Genomic DNA, 19,404 nt, shown 5'->3' with positions numbered 1-19,404 from the left:
AAGTAATTGGTGTTGCAGGGAGGCGACAAGTGATTGAGACCCCAGGAGCATAGTTGTCCTATGTGACTGGGGCGAAGAGCGCAGTCAACAAAGCTGCAGCTTCAAGTACGAAGGGTATATAATGGCTTCACTTTTAAAATGCGGACTAACTTCATGAAAACCATCGAAATAGATGACGATCTTTATCAATTTATCGCCAGTCAGACTCAACAGATTGGTGAAAGCGCCTCTGATATTCTGCGCCGTTTACTGATTGTCAGTCTGACAGAAGCGCAAGCTCCTGCAGTACCAGCTGCAAAAAACGTTACTAAAACCCCAGTGGAAGAATCGTCTAAGCCGGTAGCACAAGCTGCAAAGCCTGTAGTTGAAAAAACGGCCACCTCTGCTGCTCCTGCAGATAAATCGGGTTCCGTTTTTGATTTTATCAGCCCGCAAGATTTGTCTGCTGAACAAAGCGTGGTAGGGCGCTTCTTGTTTATTTTATCGGCTTTATCCCGCGCTCATCGTGGAGATTTTGCGCAGGTACTGGAAATTAAAGGTCGTAACAGATTATATTTTGGTCAGTCCGAGTCGTCTTTATTAGAAGCTGGCAGCAGTACCAATCCAAAACCCATTCCAAATACTGATTTTTGGGTGATCACCAACTCGAACACAACGCGCAAGAAAATGATGCTGACTGAAGTCGCCACCAAACTTGGCTACAGTTCGGCAGAGGTTGAACGGATCCGCGATTTGTTATAAGGAGTGTGTATGTCTTTACATCCGCTGGCTGGGCAAACTGCACCAGCTGCCATGTTACCTAATATAGCGCAGCTGATGGCTGCCTATTACAGCCTGAAACCTGATGTGGCCATTGCCAGTCAGCAAGTCAGTTTTGGTACCTCAGGCCACAGGGGAGGAGCTCTACTTAAATCCTTTAACGAACAGCATATTCTGGCCATAGTGCAGGCTGTTGCAGAGTATCGCAAACAACAGGGGTTTAGCGGACCATTGTTTCTGGGCAAAGACACTCACGGCTTATCAGAAGCTGCTTTTGTCAGCACCTTGCAGGTTTTGATTGCCAATGGCGTAACCACCCATATTCAGCTGGACGGCGGTTTTACACCCACTCCTGTTATTTCCCACGCTATTTTGGGCTATAACAAAGGCCGTACCACTGATTTAGCCGATGGCTTAATCATTACACCTTCTCATAATCCGCCGGAAGATGGCGGCATTAAATACAATCCGCCTCATGGTGGTCCTGCCGACACAGACGCGACAGATTGGATCCAAAAACGAGCCAATGCCTTACTGGCCGCACAGTTAGATGGCGTGAAGCAGGTAAGCTACGAAGAAGCGTTGGCGTCCCCTTTGTGTGTCAGCATTGATTACGTGCAGCCTTATGTCGATGATTTAGCGAACGTGATTGATATGGCCGCTATCGCCAAAGCGGGTGTCAAAATTGGTGTTGATCCCTTAGGCGGTTCAGGTATTGCGTTTTGGCCTGTGATTGCCAAAACCTATGGTCTGAATATCACTGTGGTCAATGAACGCGTCGACCCGGCTTTTAGCTTTATGCCGTTGGATAAAGACGGAAAAATCCGTATGGACTGCTCCTCTGCGTATGCAATGGCCAATCTGATCCAACTCAAAGATCAGTTTGATGTGGCCATAGGCAACGACCCTGATTTTGACCGTCATGGCATTGTGACCCGAAGTGGCGGCCTGATGAATCCAAATCATTATCTGGCTGTAGCCATTAACTATTTATTGAGCAACAGACCTTTATGGTCAACCGGCTTAGCAATAGGCAAAACACTGGTTTCTTCAGCCTTGATTGACAGAGTAACTCAAGGCCGCGGCCGTAAAGTGTATGAAGTCCCGGTGGGCTTTAAATGGTTTGTCGATGGTCTCTACAAAGGCACTGTAGCTTTTGGGGGGGAAGAAAGTGCAGGGGCAAGTTTCCTGCGTTTTGATGGCACTGTCTGGTCGACCGATAAAGATGGTTTTATTCTGGGATTACTGGCGGCAGAAATGCTGGCAAAAACCGGAGTCGATCCGTATCAGCAGTATCAGGCGCTGACCAAAGAATTTGGTTCACCTTTGTATCGTCGTCTGGATGCAGCAGCTTCAGCAGAGCAAAAAGCTGCACTGAAAAATCTCGATGTCAGCAGTGTAAAACAGACTGAATTGGCAGGCGATGACATACTTGCAGTGCTTACAAAAGCACCAGGGAACGATGCCAGTATTGGTGGTGTAAAGGTAGTCACCAAAAATGGCTGGTTCGCTGCGCGGCCATCCGGTACAGAAAATAGCTATAAAATTTATTTAGAGAGTTTTGTTGATCAAACACATTTAATGCAGCTTGAATCTGACGCCAAAGCCTTTGTGGATGCGGTGTTCAAGGCAATTTAAGTATTTGAAATAGCCTGTTAGCGTGTTGTAATAAAATTACGATAACAGGCTTTATTTTTGCTAATTCTTGACTATTGCCCGCCATTTTTGTAATTTTTCTACAACTACAGTTATAAAAAAAGCGGCCCACCGCTTATTAAACCGGGATTTAGCAATGAAAAAAACGTCTTCAAAGGCAAAAGCCTCAGTGGCTATTGCGGACCTTCCGAGCACGGAAGAATTAAAAAACAGTATTATTAAACATTTGCACGGCAGCCTTGGTACTGACGTAAATAAAGCCAGCCCACAAGCCTGGTGGCGCGCTACTTGTGCTGCAGTGAACGAATATGTGTACGATGGTTTACGTAATACTCAGCGTACTCACTATCAACAAAATACCCGCGCTGTGCATTATTTCAGCCTTGAATATTTAATGGGTCGTCTGTTCAGCAACAACCTGCACAATTTGGGTGTTTATGACGCTGCAAAAGATGCACTGGCACAGCTGGGCTTAAATATCGCTGATCTGGAAGATCAGGAAGAAGACATGGCGCTGGGTAACGGCGGTTTAGGCCGTTTGGCTGCCTGTTTTATCGACTCTATGGCGACGTTGAATTATCCAGCTATTGGTTATGGTATTCATTACGAACACGGATTGTTTAAACAAGAATTTTCCGATGGTCGTCAGATTGAGCGTCCGGATAGCTGGCGCGAATACGGTAACCCGTGGGAGATTTGCCGTCCTGAATCTATTCAGGAAATTTCAGTCTACGGTTATGTGGAAACCACTTATGACTTGCAAGGCAAAATGAAAAAAGTGTGGCACCCTGGCCGCATTATCAAAGGTGTACCTTGGGATATTCCCGTGGTAGGTTATCAGGGCAGTTCTGTTAACGTATTACGTTTGTGGGAAAGCCGTGCCAGTGATTTCTTCAACTGGGACGTATTTAACTCAGGCGGCTACATCGATGCGGCGCGTCAGAACATCGAAGCGGAAACCATTTCCAAAGTGCTGTATCCAAATGATGAAACAGACGCGGGTAAAGAATTACGTTTAATTCAGCAGTATTTCTTCTGCTCTTGCTCACTGAAAGACATTATTCGTCGTTACAAACGCGCTAATGGTGATGACTGGAGCAAGTTCCCAGATCAAGTGGCTATCCAACTGAACGATACTCACCCGGCTGTGGCTATTCCTGAACTGATGCGTATTTTAGTTGACCGCGCAGAAATGAGCTGGGATGAAGCCTGGAACCTTTGTCAAAATGTATTTGCCTACACCAACCATACCTTGTTGCCAGAAGCTCTGGAAAAATGGTCAGTGCGGTTATTTGAAAAAGTATTACCACGCCACTTAGAAATCATTTACGAAATTAACCGTCGTTTCCTGGTTGAACAAGTGGACGTGTTGTGGCCTGGCGATAACGAGAAAAAACGTAAACTGTCAATTATCGAAGAAGGCCATGAGCCTATGGTTCGTATGGGCCATTTGTCTGTGGTCGGCTCGTTCCGTGTTAATGGTGTGGCCGAAATTCACTCAGAGTTAGTGAAATCAGATTTATTCCCGGAAATGGTGGCCTTATGGCCGGATAAATTCACTAACGTGACAAATGGTGTAACACCACGTCGCTGGTTAAAAGCCTGTAACCCACGTTTAGCCAGGTTGCTGGACGAAACTATTGGCGACGAATGGCCACGTGACTTAAAACAGCTGAATAAATTCGCTGCTTTTGCTGATGATCCTGCCATTCAGGATGCCTTTATGGCCATCAAACAGCAAAACAAAGCTGATTTAGCGACAGTAGTGAAGAAACTGACCAATATCAGCATTGACCCTCATGCTATTTTTGATATTCAAATCAAACGTTTGCATGAATACAAACGTCAGCATCTGAACTTGTTGCATATTCTGGCCTTGTACCGTCGTATTCTGCAAAACCCGGATTACGATATGGTGCCACGCGTATTCCTGTTTGGTGCTAAAGCCGCTCCTGGTTACAAGCTGGCCAAAGAAATTATTTACGCCATCAATAAAGTGGCTGAGAAGATCAACAACGACAAACGGGTGAAAAACCGTCTGAAAGTGGTCTTTATGCCAAATTACCGTGTCACATTAGCTGAGAAAATGATCCCGGCTGCTGACGTGTCAGAGCAAATCTCTACCGCAGGTAAAGAAGCTTCTGGTACAGGCAATATGAAACTGGCGTTAAACGGTGCTATCACTGTAGGTACGCTGGATGGTGCCAATATAGAGATCGCAGAGGAAGTGGGTCCGGATAATATTTCTATCTTCGGTTTAACTGTCGATGAAGTAAAAGCTCTGCAGGCCAAAGGCTATCACAGCTGGGATTATTACTATCAGGATGCAGAAATCAAAGCCATTCTGGACTGGCTGGAGACTGATTACTTCACGCCGGGTAAACCAGGTGAATTGTCTGCCATCAAACGTAGCTTGCTCGAAGGTGGCGATCCGTATTTAGTACTGGCCGATTTCCAGTCGTACGTGAAAGCACAAGAGAAAGTGGATGGCTGGTACCGTGATCAGGCCGGCTGGGCGAAAAAAGCCATTCTGAACACTGCACTGATGGGTAAGTTTACTTCAGACCGTTCTATTGAAGACTATGTAGAAAAAGTCTGGAAATTGGACGCCTGTACCATCACTCAGCAGTAGGCTGTTGGCTGGTTAGTCGCTTAGTTCGCTACTTCATAATAAAGCCCACTTAGGTGGGCTTTATATTTGGCTCAAAGCAAGGGGGCAAACGCCTGAACTATTTGTTACAATTTGCAGTCCTAGCAGGCATTGGGAATTTGTTTTCGCATCCCCATTACACTATACAGAGCCATTAAACAGGCGTTTTAAAGAGAGCAATCCATGAATTATCAACAGCAAGCCCAACAATGGCAGGCCTTATTCCGTCAGAAACATCAGGGCAGTTTCCTCAGTCGTGTGCTGCTATGGCTGGTCGCCGGTATCATGCTGGTGTTTGCAATGGGCGTATTACTTTTTGTGCTGATGCTGAGCTGGTTACTTATTCCGGTGTTTTTATACAAAAGACATCAGCTACGCAAACAAGGTAAGTCGTTTTTCCAACAAGCTCAGCAACACCAGCAAAGCCGTTCGTCAGAAGGCACTGGCCGGGTGATTGAAGGCGAAGTACTGGAACGTAAAAGCGACAACTAAGCGACTCAGCCACAAATGTAAGCAAAGCAGGGCATTGGAAAATCTGGAATTTTTTTCTGACGCCCTGACCATCCATCCTGCGCTTTGGTATACTCGGCCCAGTTCTAAATCTGGTGCGTCTTATGATCCCGAAGTTAACTGCGACAGAAACACTCAATCCCCAGGTACAGGCTTACGTTACTGCTTTAACAGCTGCTGGTTTTTCCGGCGACATTGAAGTCAGTTATGCCAGCCGTTTAGCTGTTGCCACAGACAACAGCGTATACCAACAACTGCCTGCTGCTGTGTTATTACCTAAATCTGCTGCTGACGTGCAGCTGATTTGTTCTTTGGCTCAGACAGTCAGTTTTAGCGACATAAAATTCACACCACGGGGTGGCGGCACCGGCACTAATGGTCAGGCCTTAACCTCTGCAGTGGTGGTCGATTTATCCCGCCATATGCGCGACATTATTGAAATTAATGTCGAAGAACGTTGGGTGCGGGTACAGGCTGGTGTGATTAAAGATCAGCTGAACGCTTTTTTAAAACCCTATGGCTTTTTCTTTTCTCCGGATTTATCTACGTCAAACCGCGCCACCATAGGGGGCATGATCAACACCGATGCTTCAGGTCAGGGCTCTTTGGTGTACGGTAAAACCAGTGATCATGTGTTATCCCTCGATACTGTGCTGATCGACGGCACGCCGCTGCATACTCATGTGATGCCGATAGCTCAGGCAGAGCAGCTGGCAGAGCGCCAGGATAGCATTGGTCGTGTTTATCGTCAGGTGTTATCCAGTTGCCGCGATTTCCGTGCTGATATTTTAAAAACCTTTCCGCGTTTAAACCGCTTTTTAACAGGTTATGACTTAGAACATGTGTTTAACGAGGATTTAACTCAGTTTGATTTATCCCGCGTTATTACCGGATCTGAAGGCTCTTTAGGTTTTGTCACCGAAGCAAAACTCAACATCACGCCTATAGCCAAATACAAATGTCTGGTCAATGTGAAGTACGACAGCTTTGAAAGTGCGCTTAGAAATGCCCCATTTTTAGTGGCCGCTCAGGCGACCTCGGTGGAAACTGTCGACAGCAAAGTTCTGGATTTAGCCCGTAACGATATCATTTGGCATCAGGTCAAAGACTTTATTGAAGATGTGCCTGGCAAAACCATGCTTGGCCTGAATATGGTCGAATACAATGCTGAAGACGAAGCGGATATGGCGCAAAAAGTTCAGCAGTTAGAAGCTCGCCTGCAACAGTCGGTTGAAAATGGCGAGTCTGGCATCATTGGTTATCAGCTGACTTATGATAACAACGCCATCACCCAGATTTACGCGATGCGCAAAAAGGCAGTGGGCCTGTTGGGCAACGCTAAAGGCAGCAAAAAACCTATTCCTTTTACCGAAGATACCGCAGTTCCTCCTGAAAATCTGGCTGATTTTATTATGGAATTCCGCGCTTTACTCGATAGCCATGGTCTGGCCTATGGCATGTTTGGTCATGTCGATGCTGGTGTGCTGCATGTCCGTCCAGCTTTGGATATGTGTGACCCGGAGCAGGAAAAACAGTTACGCGTTATCTCCGATCAGGTGGTGAAACTGACCGCAAAATATGGCGGTTTGATGTGGGGCGAGCATGGCAAAGGTTATCGCAGCGAATATGGCCCGGAGTTTTTTGGTGAGGCTTTATTTACAGAGCTGCGTAAAATCAAAACGGCCTTTGACCCCTTCAACCGCGTCAACCCAGGCAAAATTTGTACACCTATCGACAGCAGTGAACAGCTGGTCAGTGTCGATGATGTCAAACGTGGTTTTTACGATCGGCAGATTCCGGTGGTCGTAAAAGAGAGTTTTGACAGCAGCTTAAACTGTAACGGCAACGGCTTGTGTTTTAACTACGAAGAAAATTCGCCTATGTGTCCGTCCAGTAAAGTCACTAAAGACAGACGACACAGCCCTAAAGGCAGAGCAGGTTTAATGCGCGAGTGGCTGCGTCTGATGAGCAATCAGGGCGTGGATGTATTGGCGCAAGAGCAAGAGCTGCTGAATAAATCTCAGACGCTGTCTGGTGTAGTCGCCAAAATCAAAAACAGCTGGCAGAAAAAGCAGGGCCAGTATGATTTCTCCCATGAAGTGATGGAAGCAATGGAAGGCTGTTTGGCCTGCAAAGCCTGTGCGGGCCAGTGTCCTATCAAAGTCGATGTGCCATCCTTCCGTGCCCGTTTTATTCAGCTCTATCACAGTCGTTATTTACGACCGGCCAAAGATTATCTGGTCGGAAATATTGAGCGCTCGGCGCCACTGCTGGCAAGTATGCCAAAACTGGTCAATTTTTTCCTGCAGCAAGGCTGGATGGCAAGTTTGCTGAAAAAGACAGTGGGTTATGTCGATACCCCTCAATTATCAGTTCCCACCTTAAAACAAAGAGTAGAGGGCAACTACAGCTTTAATCTAACAGAGCTACAAGCTTTGTCAGAGGCAGAAAAACAAAAGTTAGTGCTGTTGGTGCAGGACCCTTTTACCAGCTTCTATGAGGCCGATTTAGTGGCTGATGCGCTGAAGCTGATCGAAAAACTTGGCTTTAGGCCTGTCTTGTTGCCATTTTTACCCAACGGTAAACCGCAGCACGTCAAAGGCTTCTTACGCGATTTTGCTAAAACAGCGAAAACAGCTTCTGATTTTTTAAATCAGGTTGCCGCTTTAGGAGCGCCATTGCTGGGCTTAGATGCATCTCTGGTATTGGTGTATCGCGACGAGTATGTCAAAACCTTAGGCGATCAACGCGGCGATTATCAGGTGGCTTTATTTCATGAATGGCTGGTGAAACAAGACTTACCTGCTATTCAGACAAAGCAGAGTTTTAGTTTACTGGCGCACTGCACTGAAAAAACGGCGCTGCCGGCAACAGAGAATCAGTGGAAGCAGATTTATGCCAAAGCTGGATTAGAACTTAAAGCTGTGTCTGTCGGCTGCTGTGGTATGGCCGGCACTTATGGTCATGAAGCGCAGAATTTTGATAACAGCAAAACTTTGTATGAAATGAGCTGGCAACAACCCGTACAAAACACCGGAGCTGATCAGGTGTTGGTGACAGGATTCTCCTGTCGCAGTCAGGTAAAACGTTTAGAAGGCGTTAAACCTAAACATCCGTTGCAACAGCTGTTGCAGTTACTTTAGGGCGTTTTTTAAATTCAGGGACGGGGACATCGCCTGTCCCTGTCTATTTTTATCTAAATCTCTTTCTATAAAAGCTAACTGAATGTCATTTATCGCCCCTCCAGTAATATAACCCAATAAAAACTATCAAGTTCAGCTTAGGTTTATGCCATTGAGCTATGCTAGCCATTAGCTTTTTAATAACTTCACCCAAAGGAAGATGGATATGAATTGGTTTAAATGGCTGCTCGCGGTCGTGGCAGGTTTTATCGCAGTAGCTGCCTTTTATCTGCTGGTCGTGTTTGATTTAAATGATTTTAAAGCGGAAATTACCAACAAGGTTGAACAGCAAACCGGACGAGAACTGCAGATAGCAGGGGATATTGGCTGGACTATTTACCCTAGTCTTGGGGTATCACTGACCGATGTAAAATTATCGAATCCAAATGGTTTTGCGCCAGAGCAAATGCTGGAAGTGTCCGAATTGACGGCCGCCGTAGCCTTGATGCCATTGTTTAACAAGGATCTGCAAATTCAGCAGCTGCATTTAGATGGCGTCACTGCCAATCTGGTCACCCGAAAAGATGGCAGCTCCAGTATGGATGGTCTGACGGCAGACAAAACGACCGCTACTACTGAAACTGGACCTGCAACCAGCCAACAACTGCAACTGCAGGACTTATCTATTAGTAATCTGCAATTAAATCTGTTGAGTGAAGGCAGTCCAGACCAGCGATTAAGCTTGAAATCACTCAAATTAAGTGATTTTAAAGCCAATGAATGGGCTCCATTGGATTTTGAATTGGTCGTGCTGTCTGGCCAAACCCAGCTGGATGTCAAAGGTTCTGCACAATTGCAATTGAGTGAAAATAATCAGTTAGTGCAGTTGAAAAACTTTGTCGTAGAGACTGACTTTACGGGTGTCCCGGTCAAACAGCTTTCTTTAGAGACAGAGTTAACACTGGCTCTGGATAAAAAACAGCTGGAGTGGCAGTGGAAAAAGTTACAACTGGATGAGATCAAAGGTTCAGGCCAACTGTCAGTGAATTACGCTAAACAAGCCGTGATTAAACTCGATCTGCAACTGGATGAAGTGGACACAGCTTCTTACATCTCTGACAACAGCGCGGAGCAAGCAGGTACAACAGCTCAGCAAAACAGCGCCGAACCCGATTTATCAGCGCTGCGCCAATTTGATCTGGATTTAAAACTGGCAGTGAAAACATTAAAAGCTGCTGGCCTGCATACAGAAAACCTGCAGTTGGCGTTGACCAATAAAGCAGGGCTGGTTCAAATTCAAAATGCCAGCGCAGATTTATACCAGGGCAAAGTTCTGGCCAAAGCTACGCTGGATGCCCGCAAAACGCCTGTCAGCTATAGCTTCAATAAGCAACTGTCTGGCCTGGCGCTGCGGCCTATGCTGATAGATGGCGCTGATATTGATTTATTAAGTGGCACTGCAAAACTGACCATCGAAGGCAAAGGTCATAGTTTGTTGCCGGAGCAGATCAAGAAAAACCTGCTGGCAACCGGCAGTTTTGAAGTGACAGATGGTTCTTTGTATGGTGTCAATATCGCGCAAATGATCCGAAATGCCAAAGCCACACTGAAAAATGAGGCTCAGACCGGTGATAATTCAGAGCAAAAAACGGACTTCTCTAGTTTAACCGGCAGTTTTAACCTGACTGATGGTGTGTTGACGAATCCTGATTTAAAAATGGCGGCCCCTTTGTTACGACTTGCAGGCAAAGGTTCAGCTAACTTACTGAATGAAGAATTGGATTATCAGCTCAGTACGGCGCTGGTGAATACGTCAAAAGGTCAGGGTGGTAAAGAAAAAGACGATCTGGCTGGCGTTGAAATACCACTTAAAATCAGCGGTACAATGCAAAAACCTAAATACTCTTTGGATACCAAAGCCTTATTGGAAGGCCAGTTGAAAGAGAAAGTAGAAAGTGGCAAAGAAAAACTGAAAAACAAACTGCTGGAAAAACTCGGCGGTGGTTAACAGACAAAGCTGATAAAGAGCCCACGAGCTAGCCAGATCGTGGGCTTTTTTATGCGCAGCATAATTGACTTAGTCCGCTGTAACTTTCAGACTGAGCAGGCAATAACAACAGTCCGTATCTGAAAAATAACAAGGAAACATAATGAATACATGGGCGATAGTTCTGGCAGCGGTTTCCAGCTTTATGCTGGGTGGTTTATGGTATTCCCCTTTATTGTTTGGAAAAGTCTGGAATAAAGAAAATGGCGGCGTGGAACAAAACGCTCACCCGGCCAAAGTTTTTGGCATCAGTTTTTTATTTTCTTTATTGGCGGCTTATTGTTTTGCAGTCTGGATAGGGCCTGCACCAGATTTACTGATGGCGGTGCATGCAGGCGCATTAGCAGGCTTTGGTTTTGTCGCAGCCAGCTTTGGTATCAACTACCAGTTTGCCCAACGCTCTTTTAAGTTGTGGTTGATTGACGGAGGTTATCATCTGGTTCAGTTTATGCTGTTTGGTTTGATTTTAGGTTTGTGGCATTAAGTGCAAAATGTTCAGATAAAAAAACGGAGCATTAAGCTCCGTTTTTTTCTAAGACAAAACCTGCTTAGAATGCAGAAGTATCTTGAAATAAGCCCACTTTCAGCTCTTTAGCTGTGTAAATTTCGCGGCCATCCACACTGACAGAACCTTCAGCAATACCCATAAACAATTTACGCTTAATCACGCGGGTCATATCAATGCGATAGGTGACTTTCTTTGCTGTAGGCAGGATTTGACCAGAAAATTTCACTTCACCCACGCCTAAAGCACGACCTTTACCCGGGCCACCAGCCCAGCCAAGGAAGAAACCTACCAGTTGCCACATAGCGTCTAAACCTAAACAACCAGGCATCACTGGATCACCTTTAAAGTGGCAATCGAAAAACCACAGTTCAGGATGAATATCAAATTCAGCGATGATTTCCCCTTTGCCGTATTTACCACCTTCTTCCGAAATGTGTACAACACGGTCAATCATCAGCATATTATCGACAGGCAACTGACTGTTACCTTCGCCAAATAATTCCCCACGGCCACAGGCCACTAAATCTTGTTTTGTAAAGCTATTCTTAGTCATGTATGTTAGATCCATCATCAAGGCTGGGCCACTTTAGCGAACACTTGTAAGCTAAACAAGTCCGATTAGTCAAGCTGACCTTCCGAAATCAAACTAACATCAAAAGATAGAAGCATTATGACGGAACAAGAAAAAAAACCACTTTCTAATGCGCAGAAGCAACAGCGCTACAGAGAAAGGCAAAAAGGCTCTGGAAAAAAAGAGTTGCGCGGTTACTTAACACCTGAGGCTTTGACTTGTTATCACGAAATTCAGCAAAAAACTGAATGGAGTGACAGTGTGATTCTCAGCAATGCAATACGTTTAATGTACGCAGCACATAAACTTGGACAAATTGGTTTACTGAATGGCTGGCTGACGGAGCATAAAAAATAAGGCCAACTTAACGCGCGCTGCGTATTGCTTTATAATGCCGCCACTTTTTGCTGTTTCAGCGCCATCCGGAAGTTTTTTATGATTTTATTTGTCCGCGACTTAACCGTCATCGATTTTTCTTACCTTTGTCAGCAACGAGGCTTGCTTGGCGAAAGTTACATTGTTGATGTGGAGTTGCATGGGGATTTGGATCAAACCTCCATGGTATTTGATTTTGGTCTGGTAAAAAAAGTCATTAAAAAAGCTATTGATCAGTTGGTTGACCACAAACTGGCTATTCCGGCTTTAAGCCCTGCCACACAGCTGTTTAGCGGCGAAGTGGAGCAAGTGTTATTTAGCTCCGCCAAAGGGCTGTTGCAAATTGCATCCCCAGCTGAAGCTTTTGCGGTTATTCAGGCTGAAAAAGTTGATATGGCTTCTGTCACCGAATTTTTAACAGAACAAATTAAACCCTTGTTGCCTGATAACGTCGCCAAACTAGTGTTGCAACTGCGCACTGAGCAGGTCAGTGGTTTTTCTTACCATTACACTCATGGTCTGAAAAAACATGACGGCAACTGCCAGCGCATCGCCCATGGTCATCGTTCTACTATTCAGATTTTTGATAACGGCATGTTGTCACCTAAATTAGGTAAATACTGGAGTGAACGTTGGGAAGATATTTATCTGGCAACAGCTGAAGATCAGATTGAAGCATCTGCCTTGCGTTACTTAAAAGCCGAGGCTGGGGCGCTTCATTTTGCTTATAGCTCAGCTCAGGGTTATTTTGAAATCTCTTTGCCAGCAGCAACCTGCGAAGTAGTGCCTTGTGATACCACTGTGGAGTGTTTAGCTGACTATATTGCGGCTAGCGTGAAAGAATCACATCAGCTTAGCGCAGTGAAAGTGGTTGCTTTTGAAGGGGTAGGTAAAGGCGCTATTGCCTTCGCTTAGTACTTTGCTATTGAGCAAAAGGCAGAGCATAGCTCTGCCTTTTTTATCACTGCACCAAATCCGATAAAGGCAGTTGAGTTTTAGCCAAAGCCCGCTGATACAACCAGGCAAAACTTGCGGCATTATCGCGTGGGAATTCGAGCTGCACCGGTGGCTTGGCTTCTGTGCCATCTGCGACTACAAAACTAAAGCTGTAAAAAGGCGCCATGCCCATCCGAAGGTCCGTCAGCAGCACTTCATTGCCTTTTTGTTCCAGCTGATAAAAACCATGACTAAACCAGGCTAAACGAGCCACAGCCGGATTATCTTTCCACAGTTCAATCAAGGCTTTATCCCGCGTAAAACTGCGCCACTGCATGGGTGTTGAGCCATCCAGCAACGAATAATACCCTTCCAGATACTCGCCATCCCTGATCACTACGGCGCGCCATAACAAGGTATTAAAGGGGGTCGCTGTGACTAATAACTTATCCGTTCTCTGATCAAAATCAGCCAACTGTTGTTCTACTTTTGCGTAAGCCCATTGCTGCGCTACTAAACCAAACAGCAAATAAGCACTGCTCAAGGCTAAACCAGCGCTATTCCAGCTTAATTTTTTGTTAAACAGCGCTATGCCAGTGCCAATCAATAACGGCAGGGTGTACAAAGGATCAATGACAAAAACACTGCCGGTGCCAAAAGGATAATCACTAAAAGGCAAAGCCAGCTGAGTGCCATAAATAGTCAAGGTATCCAGCAGCGGATGAGTGAGTAGCACCAGTGCTATAGCAATGAAACTCTGTTTAAACAACCCAGGGCTTCGGAGTAATTTCACTAACAGCCAGGCAAAAAACGGTGAAATTAAACTTAAATAAAACAACGAATGGCTTTCAGTGCGGTGCAAAGTCATATCGCTGATCGGGTCGCCATGTGAAATCAACACATCCAGATCGGGCAGGGTACCAAAGACAGCGCCTGCAGCCGCCGCTTGCCAGAGCTTTATTTGTTTATTGCGTATAGGTTTGTGAAAAGCCGCGACGCTGACGGCTGCACCCAAGGCTATTTGTGACAACGAATCCATATTATTCCTGTGTTTTTCCAAGCCATGCCGCGGCCTTTTGCTGGTCGACAAGCTGCAGATAAGTCAAAGTCTCAAGAGCAAGTTCTACCGGCATCGACAACTGCACCAGGCGTTGTTTACGAAATACATGCAGGGTAAGTACGCTGCCAATCTTACTTTGGTTGAGTTGTCGCCAGAAATTTTGCTCTGTGGCCTTGACTGTGTTGATGGCAATCAGTTGATCCTGAGCCATTAAACCTGCTTTATAAGCAACAGAGTTCAGCGGCACGTTGGCTATTTTTAAGCCTTCAGCTGAGGCGGTAAAAGCAGCGCCAAAAGCCCGTACCGGATAAGCAGGAGCTTTGCTGCCAGATAAATCTTTGTTGTGTTCCTGCTGGCGTTTGGCTGTAGTTAGGCCTAGATGCGGCAAGAGTTCTGCCAGAGGGAGTGCAGAAGTGCCATGTACCCAGCTGTATAATTGGCTGGCTACGTCTTTACCTGCATAGTCTGAACAGAGTTGGATAAATTGCTGTTCAGAACTGCCCAGAGCCGGCTCACCATAACTGCGCCAGGCTAACTGCATCAAGGCATCGAGCGTTTTGCCTTTACTACGCAATAACGCATCCAGACACAAGGCAATCAGGCTGCCTTTGGTGTAATAGCTGACCACGGCATTGACCGCATTTTCATCCTGTTTGTAGTACTTAGTCCAGGCGTTAAAGCTGCTATCAGCCACAGATTGCACGTGCTCTGAAGGGCTTAATTGCACTCTGTTAATGGTTTTTTCCAATGCAGCAAAGTACTGTTCCTGCGTCAGTAAACCACAACGAACCAAAGCCAAATCATCATAATAAGAGGTAAAACCTTCATAGAGCCACAGCTGGCTGGTGTATTGCTCTGTGTTTAATCGATAAGGTAAAAACTGAGCTGGTTTAGCACGTTTCACCCACCAGGTATGAAAATACTCGTGACTGCACAGGCCGAGTAAATTCTGATAGTCGGCTGTGCTCTCGTCCGGGCGCTGTGCGTTAGGTAAATCCTGATGCGTTAACAGCAGCAACGTGGAATTGTGATGCTCAAGCCCGCCATACCCAGCATCTGTTACCCAACACAAAAACCAATACTGGTTTAAATCGGCTGGCAGTCCACCAAACACCTGTTGCTGCTGTTGGCAGATGCGTTGCAGCTCTGCTTTGAAACGTTCCAGATCAACCTGCTCATGGCCTGCCAGCACCAGATAATGGGGCACACCACAGACATCAAACTCGGCAATATCCAGTTTGCCCAACATCAACGGAGTATCAATCAATTGCTGATAGTTATCGGCATGATATAAACCGAAGTGCAGTGGTTGAGTGGTGCGGCCTCTGGTTAAGCCTGTCGCCACTTGCCAGTCTAAAAATTCAGGTGCTATTACATTCAAAGTCACAGGCGCCGATTCCATGCCTTTGACTTCAAGACACAAAGCCGCCGGATTTAAAATAGCCAGTTGATCGTCCAGATAACAGCCTCGCACCGACAAATCAAAGGCATAGACTTTATAACGCACCGTCAGCGCCTGCTGATTATGATTCAGTTGCCAGCTTTGTTTATCCTGCTGCAGCACAGTTAAAGCGCCTGCGTCATCAAAAGCTTCAATAGAATGTAGATGCTTGGCAAAATCACGCACCATATAGCTGCCGGGGATCCAGCTTGGCAAAGATAACTGAATGTTGTCACTGCTCTGTGGTGTAAAACGAAGTTCAACTGCAACCAGATGTGCGGTAATGTCAGTAATACTAAGCTGGTAAGCCAATAGCGTCATACCCTATACTCCCGAAAGTGATGTGTGCATTATTTTATAAGGATCTTCTGATGGCTCAAGAAACTATTTTCAGCAAAATCATTCGCCGTGAAATTCCGGCCGACATTTTATACCAGGACGACTTAGTCACGGCTTTCCGTGATATTAATCCACGGGCACCCACTCATATCCTGATTGTCCCTAATGTATTAATTCCTACAGTAAACGATGTAGAGCCTGAACACGAGCTGGCTTTGGGCCGTTTATTTACTGTGGCCCGCAAACTGGCTGCAGACGCTGGCATAGCTGAAAACGGTTACCGTTTGATCATGAACTGCAATGAACATGGTGGCCAGGAAGTTTATCATATCCATATGCATTTGGTCGGAGGCAAAGCCTTAGGGGCTATGGTGGCGCGCTAAGCTATTTTTGTCGGATAATCATCGGTAAATAGATTGCAATTGCCGGGGAAACTTCTAAAATTCGCGCCTTAATTTTATGCCGGAGATCCTTATGACTGACGAAGCTTTACTTGCTAAACGTATTGAATACGCTGTGACCCGTGTCACAAAAACGGTATTTCCTGGCCGGACTAATCATCACAATACCTTGTTTGGTGGCGAAGCTTTAGCCTGGATGGATGAGGCTGCTTTTATTGCTGCGACCCGTTTTTGTCGTAAACCTCTGGTCACTGTCTGTTCTGATCGGGTGGATTTTAAAGAATCTATTCCGGCCGGTTCTATTATCGAACTGGTTGCCCGAATTGAGCATGTAGGCCGCACCAGTATTAAAGTGAACGTGGATATTTTTGTTGAAACTATGTTTGATGACGATCAACACAAGGCCATATCGGGCAACTTTACTTTTGTCGCTTTAGGGCCAGATCGCAAGCCGGTTCCTGTATTAGGCTAATTTGCCAATGTGCTGGCTCAGCAGTAGAGTAGGGTTATTCTTTAGTGACGCTGAGCCAGATAAAACATGAAAACTATCCAGCAATGGTTTGCCGAATACGCTGTCAGCCATCAAAACCCAACCAATAAATTGATCCATTGGTTTGCTGTCCCCTCAATTTATTTCACCGTCTTTGGTTTGTTATGGCAAATCCCTATGCCTTTTAGCCTGTTTGCAGAACAACAGATCACCTGGCCTCTATTACTTGCTATGCCGGCACTGGCGTTTTATTTCAGCTTATCTTTTGCTATTGGCGTAGGCATGACCTTATTCACCGCAGTGGTGGTGATGTTAATCCGCTTATATGAGCAAAACTTCAGCCTGGATATCTGGTTAGTGTCTTTGTTTTTATTTGTGGTGATGTGGGTGTTTCAGTTTATTGGCCATAAAATTGAAGGGAAAAAGCCATCGTTTTTTCAGGATTTACAGTTTTTATTGATTGGTCCTGCATGGCTAATGGGCTTTATCCTGAAAAAACTAAAGATCAACTATTAGCTTCAAGTACTAAGGGTATTGCGACTAATGGAGAGCTACCCGAGTTCAATCTACTGACTAAAGCTCACCAAGCTCCGGTTGCTGAGATACAATAGAGGTAAGAGCAGATCGAGTTGTAACCATTTTGCAAAAATTTTTTGAAGATCGTCATCGCCTGTTTTGGCTGCTGCACACCTTAGGTTGGGTGGGTTTTGCACTCATCAGTTATTTAGGTTCCTTGTTTCAGGAAATGCGCAGCGCCTACTGGATAGTAGTGGCACTGGACGCTTATGCCGGTTGGTTACTGACCATTCCGCTGCGTTATGCTTTCCAGAGAGTCTGGCATTGGGAACCCTGGAAAATGCTGCTCAGCGTGCTGGCGGTGGCTATTCTTATTGCCGCAGTATGGACTGTGTTTCGTAACTTTAATTACTGGGAAATTTACCGGCACGGTTTTAAACCCGACAGCTGGACTCAATACTTTCGTCAAACCACAGTCGGCTTTTATGTACTGCTAAGCTGGAGTGGTTTGTATTTTGGTATCAAGTATTACCAGACGTTGCAGCAGGAAAAGCAAAAGTCGCTGACTGCCAGTAACAAAGCCCATGAGGCCCAGCTGAAAATGCTGCGTTATCAGCTTAACCCACACTTTTTGTTTAACACCTTAAACGCTATATCGACTTTGGTCTTATTAAAGGAATCTGATACAGCGAATAAGATGTTAGTCAGATTAAGCGACTTCTTACGTTATTCGCTTTACAAAGATCCTATTAAAAAGGTGCCGCTGCAGCAGGAGTTGTATGCTGCCAATCTGTATCTGGAAATAGAAAAAGTCCGGTTTTCAGAACGTCTGACTATTATTTATGACATCGATGAAGCCGCTGATCAGGCACTAGTACCTAGCTTGATTTTGCAGCCTTTGGTTGAAAACGCTATTAAATACGCCGTAGCGAGCCAAACCAGTGGTGGCAAAATCATGATCACAGCGCAAAAGTTTGGGCACGATTTACTGATGGAAGTGGCAGACGACGGGCCTGGAATGGTGATTTCCGATGGTCTGCCAAAAGGGGAATCTGGCGGAGTAGGTTTGGTCAATACCAAAGAGCGATTAGCGGCCTTGTACGATCGCAATTTTTCTTTGGTCTTAACACACAACCATCCACGGGGTTTGAAAGTAAATATCAGAATACCATTTGAAGTAGAGAGTACAGATGAAACAAATGCTTAAGGTCATAGTGGTCGACGATGAACCGTTAGCCCGCCGCGGTATGCTGGTGCGTTTAGCTGATTTTCCTGAACTAAATATTGTCGCAGAGTGCAGCAATGGTGAAGAAGCTGTAGCCGCCATCCGCGAGCATCAGCCTGATGCAGTGTTTTTAGATGTCGAAATGCCAGGGCTGGATGGGTTTGGTGTGTTAAAGCAACTGCAACAGCTGCAGATTGATTTGCCTTATGTGGTGTTTGTTACGGCCTACGATCATTATGCTCTAAATGCCTTTGAAGTTCAGGCGCTGGATTATGTACTCAAACCTGTGGAAAAAGAACGTTTAGCTGCAGCTGTGGCTAAACTGACGAAAAACTTTGAAGCCAAAGACAATCAGCGTCATAAAGGCCAACTGGCTGCTGTGGTTGCGCAGTTAACAGGTGAAAAAACCGATCAGATTTTACAACGTCTGGATCAGTCTCAGCCTGTAATGAATGAGCGTTTCCCTGAAGCCATCAGTATCAAAGACAGCGGTGAAATTACCCGTGTGCCAGTCAGCGCTATCGACTGGGTCGACGCTGCCGGTGATTATATGTGTATTCATACCCGTGATGGCCAGACCCATATTTTGCGCCGTACCATGAAAGAGCTGGAGCAGGAGCTGGATCCGAAGTTATTTGTGCGGGTTCATCGCAGCGCTATCGTGAATGTAAATACCATCGCCAAGTTGCAAATGTTGGCGAATGGTGAACATCAGTTGATGCTGACCAATGGTCAGGCGGTAAAAGTAAGCCGTAGTTACAAAGACCGAGTCAAAATGGTGTTTAATTCCTAAATTTC

Annotated in this window: 17 protein-coding genes; 14 read left to right on the top strand and 3 right to left on the bottom strand. The window is 45.6% G+C overall.

All coding sequences use genetic code 11. The features are described from left to right. Positions 1-153 precede the first annotated feature (153 nt). From seqA to LSG34_RS02550, 7 genes are all read left to right on the top strand, one after another. Positions 154-741 carry a replication initiation negative regulator SeqA gene (gene seqA / locus LSG34_RS02580; protein WP_233007242.1) on the top strand — a complete coding sequence of 196 codons (588 nt, stop codon included), beginning with the start codon at positions 154-156 and terminating at the stop codon, positions 739-741. Between the two features lie 9 nt (positions 742-750). Next, positions 751-2,397 (top strand): phosphoglucomutase (alpha-D-glucose-1,6-bisphosphate-dependent), encoded by a 1,647-nt coding sequence (gene pgm, locus LSG34_RS02575; RefSeq protein WP_233007241.1) that lies wholly within the window; start codon positions 751-753, stop codon positions 2,395-2,397. A gap of 154 nt (positions 2,398-2,551) precedes the next feature. Beyond that, positions 2,552-5,047, top strand: coding sequence for a glycogen/starch/alpha-glucan phosphorylase (locus LSG34_RS02570; protein WP_233007240.1), 2,496 nt, complete (start codon positions 2,552-2,554; stop codon positions 5,045-5,047). A gap of 201 nt (positions 5,048-5,248) precedes the next feature. Beyond that, entirely contained in the window at positions 5,249-5,557 is a 309-nt protein-coding gene (locus tag LSG34_RS02565) for a hypothetical protein (RefSeq protein ID WP_233007239.1), read from the top strand. A gap of 122 nt (positions 5,558-5,679) precedes the next feature. Further along, a complete protein-coding gene (gene ydiJ / locus LSG34_RS02560; RefSeq protein WP_233007238.1) occupies positions 5,680-8,718 on the top strand; it encodes a D-2-hydroxyglutarate dehydrogenase YdiJ in 3,039 nt (1,012 codons plus the stop codon). 205 nt (positions 8,719-8,923) lie between these two features. Then, positions 8,924-10,705, top strand: coding sequence for an AsmA family protein (locus tag LSG34_RS02555; RefSeq protein ID WP_233007237.1), 1,782 nt, complete (start codon positions 8,924-8,926; stop codon positions 10,703-10,705). Between the two features lie 142 nt (positions 10,706-10,847). Beyond that, complete coding sequence (locus LSG34_RS02550; RefSeq protein ID WP_233007236.1) at positions 10,848-11,228, top strand: DUF1761 domain-containing protein; 381 nt, start codon at positions 10,848-10,850, stop codon at positions 11,226-11,228. A gap of 64 nt (positions 11,229-11,292) precedes the next feature. Here the strand turns inward: LSG34_RS02550 and fabA are convergent, their stop codons facing one another. Then, on the bottom strand, positions 11,293-11,805 hold the full coding sequence (fabA, locus tag LSG34_RS02545) for a 3-hydroxyacyl-[acyl-carrier-protein] dehydratase FabA (protein ID WP_233007235.1): 513 nt from the start codon (positions 11,803-11,805) through the stop codon (positions 11,293-11,295). 117 nt (positions 11,806-11,922) lie between these two features. Between fabA and LSG34_RS02540 the strand changes: the two genes are divergently transcribed. After that, positions 11,923-12,180 carry a hypothetical protein gene (locus LSG34_RS02540; protein WP_233007234.1) on the top strand — a complete coding sequence of 86 codons (258 nt, stop codon included), beginning with the start codon at positions 11,923-11,925 and terminating at the stop codon, positions 12,178-12,180. A 78-nt stretch (positions 12,181-12,258) separates the two neighbouring features. Beyond that, entirely contained in the window at positions 12,259-13,113 is an 855-nt protein-coding gene (locus LSG34_RS02535) for a 6-pyruvoyl trahydropterin synthase family protein (RefSeq protein ID WP_233007233.1), read from the top strand. A 46-nt stretch (positions 13,114-13,159) separates the two neighbouring features. Here the strand turns inward: LSG34_RS02535 and LSG34_RS02530 are convergent, their stop codons facing one another. Together LSG34_RS02530 and LSG34_RS02525 are read right to left on the bottom strand one after the other, a co-directional pair. Further along, positions 13,160-14,173: a metal-dependent hydrolase gene (locus LSG34_RS02530; RefSeq protein ID WP_233007232.1), complete on the bottom strand. Its 1,014-nt coding sequence runs from the start codon at positions 14,171-14,173 to the stop codon at positions 13,160-13,162. Between the two features lies 1 nt (position 14,174). Beyond that, positions 14,175-15,956: a M61 family metallopeptidase gene (locus LSG34_RS02525; RefSeq protein ID WP_233007231.1), complete on the bottom strand. Its 1,782-nt coding sequence runs from the start codon at positions 15,954-15,956 to the stop codon at positions 14,175-14,177. Between the two features lie 50 nt (positions 15,957-16,006). Between LSG34_RS02525 and hinT the strand changes: the two genes are divergently transcribed. The 5 genes from hinT to LSG34_RS02500 all read left to right on the top strand — a co-directional run bounded on the left by hinT (position 16,007) and on the right by LSG34_RS02500 (position 19,399). Further along, positions 16,007-16,357: a purine nucleoside phosphoramidase gene (hinT, locus tag LSG34_RS02520; protein ID WP_233007230.1), complete on the top strand. Its 351-nt coding sequence runs from the start codon at positions 16,007-16,009 to the stop codon at positions 16,355-16,357. Positions 16,358-16,448: 91 nt separating this feature from the next. Continuing rightward, entirely contained in the window at positions 16,449-16,847 is a 399-nt protein-coding gene (locus LSG34_RS02515) for an acyl-CoA thioesterase (RefSeq protein WP_127022940.1), read from the top strand. Between the two features lie 66 nt (positions 16,848-16,913). Next, entirely contained in the window at positions 16,914-17,381 is a 468-nt protein-coding gene (locus LSG34_RS02510) for an Mpo1 family 2-hydroxy fatty acid dioxygenase (protein WP_233007229.1), read from the top strand. A 124-nt stretch (positions 17,382-17,505) separates the two neighbouring features. Beyond that, on the top strand, positions 17,506-18,588 hold the full coding sequence (locus LSG34_RS02505) for a sensor histidine kinase (RefSeq protein WP_233007228.1): 1,083 nt from the start codon (positions 17,506-17,508) through the stop codon (positions 18,586-18,588). Further along, a complete protein-coding gene (locus tag LSG34_RS02500) occupies positions 18,572-19,399 on the top strand; it encodes a LytR/AlgR family response regulator transcription factor (RefSeq protein ID WP_233007227.1) in 828 nt (275 codons plus the stop codon). The genes LSG34_RS02505 and LSG34_RS02500 overlap by 17 nt, the downstream gene beginning before the upstream one ends. Positions 19,400-19,404: the final 5 nt, after the last annotated feature.

The sequence above is a fragment of the Rheinheimera faecalis genome, from assembly GCF_021290965.1.
In the GTDB taxonomy this organism is placed as follows: Bacteria; Pseudomonadota; Gammaproteobacteria; order Enterobacterales; family Alteromonadaceae; genus Pararheinheimera; species Pararheinheimera faecalis.
Note: the sequence above shows the minus strand (reverse complement) of the source record. Positions and strands in the feature narration are given on the sequence as shown.

Bases quoted from the DNA above. Each gene is read 5' to 3' on its own strand.
- seqA (WP_233007242.1), top strand. From the start codon at position 154: ATGAAAACCATCGAAATAGATGACGATCTTTATCAATTTATCGCCAGT.
- pgm (WP_233007241.1), top strand. From the start codon at position 751: ATGTCTTTACATCCGCTGGCTGGGCAAACTGCACCAGCTGCCATGTTA.
- LSG34_RS02570 (WP_233007240.1), top strand. From the start codon at position 2,552: ATGAAAAAAACGTCTTCAAAGGCAAAAGCCTCAGTGGCTATTGCGGAC.
- LSG34_RS02565 (WP_233007239.1), top strand. From the start codon at position 5,249: ATGAATTATCAACAGCAAGCCCAACAATGGCAGGCCTTATTCCGTCAG.
- ydiJ (WP_233007238.1), top strand. From the start codon at position 5,680: ATGATCCCGAAGTTAACTGCGACAGAAACACTCAATCCCCAGGTACAG.
- LSG34_RS02555 (WP_233007237.1), top strand. From the start codon at position 8,924: ATGAATTGGTTTAAATGGCTGCTCGCGGTCGTGGCAGGTTTTATCGCA.
- LSG34_RS02550 (WP_233007236.1), top strand. From the start codon at position 10,848: ATGAATACATGGGCGATAGTTCTGGCAGCGGTTTCCAGCTTTATGCTG.
- fabA (WP_233007235.1), bottom strand. From the start codon at position 11,805: ATGACTAAGAATAGCTTTACAAAACAAGATTTAGTGGCCTGTGGCCGT.
- LSG34_RS02540 (WP_233007234.1), top strand. From the start codon at position 11,923: ATGACGGAACAAGAAAAAAAACCACTTTCTAATGCGCAGAAGCAACAG.
- LSG34_RS02535 (WP_233007233.1), top strand. From the start codon at position 12,259: ATGATTTTATTTGTCCGCGACTTAACCGTCATCGATTTTTCTTACCTT.
- LSG34_RS02530 (WP_233007232.1), bottom strand. From the start codon at position 14,173: ATGGATTCGTTGTCACAAATAGCCTTGGGTGCAGCCGTCAGCGTCGCG.
- LSG34_RS02525 (WP_233007231.1), bottom strand. From the start codon at position 15,956: ATGACGCTATTGGCTTACCAGCTTAGTATTACTGACATTACCGCACAT.
- hinT (WP_233007230.1), top strand. From the start codon at position 16,007: ATGGCTCAAGAAACTATTTTCAGCAAAATCATTCGCCGTGAAATTCCG.
- LSG34_RS02515 (WP_127022940.1), top strand. From the start codon at position 16,449: ATGACTGACGAAGCTTTACTTGCTAAACGTATTGAATACGCTGTGACC.
- LSG34_RS02510 (WP_233007229.1), top strand. From the start codon at position 16,914: ATGAAAACTATCCAGCAATGGTTTGCCGAATACGCTGTCAGCCATCAA.
- LSG34_RS02500 (WP_233007227.1), top strand. From the start codon at position 18,572: ATGAAACAAATGCTTAAGGTCATAGTGGTCGACGATGAACCGTTAGCC.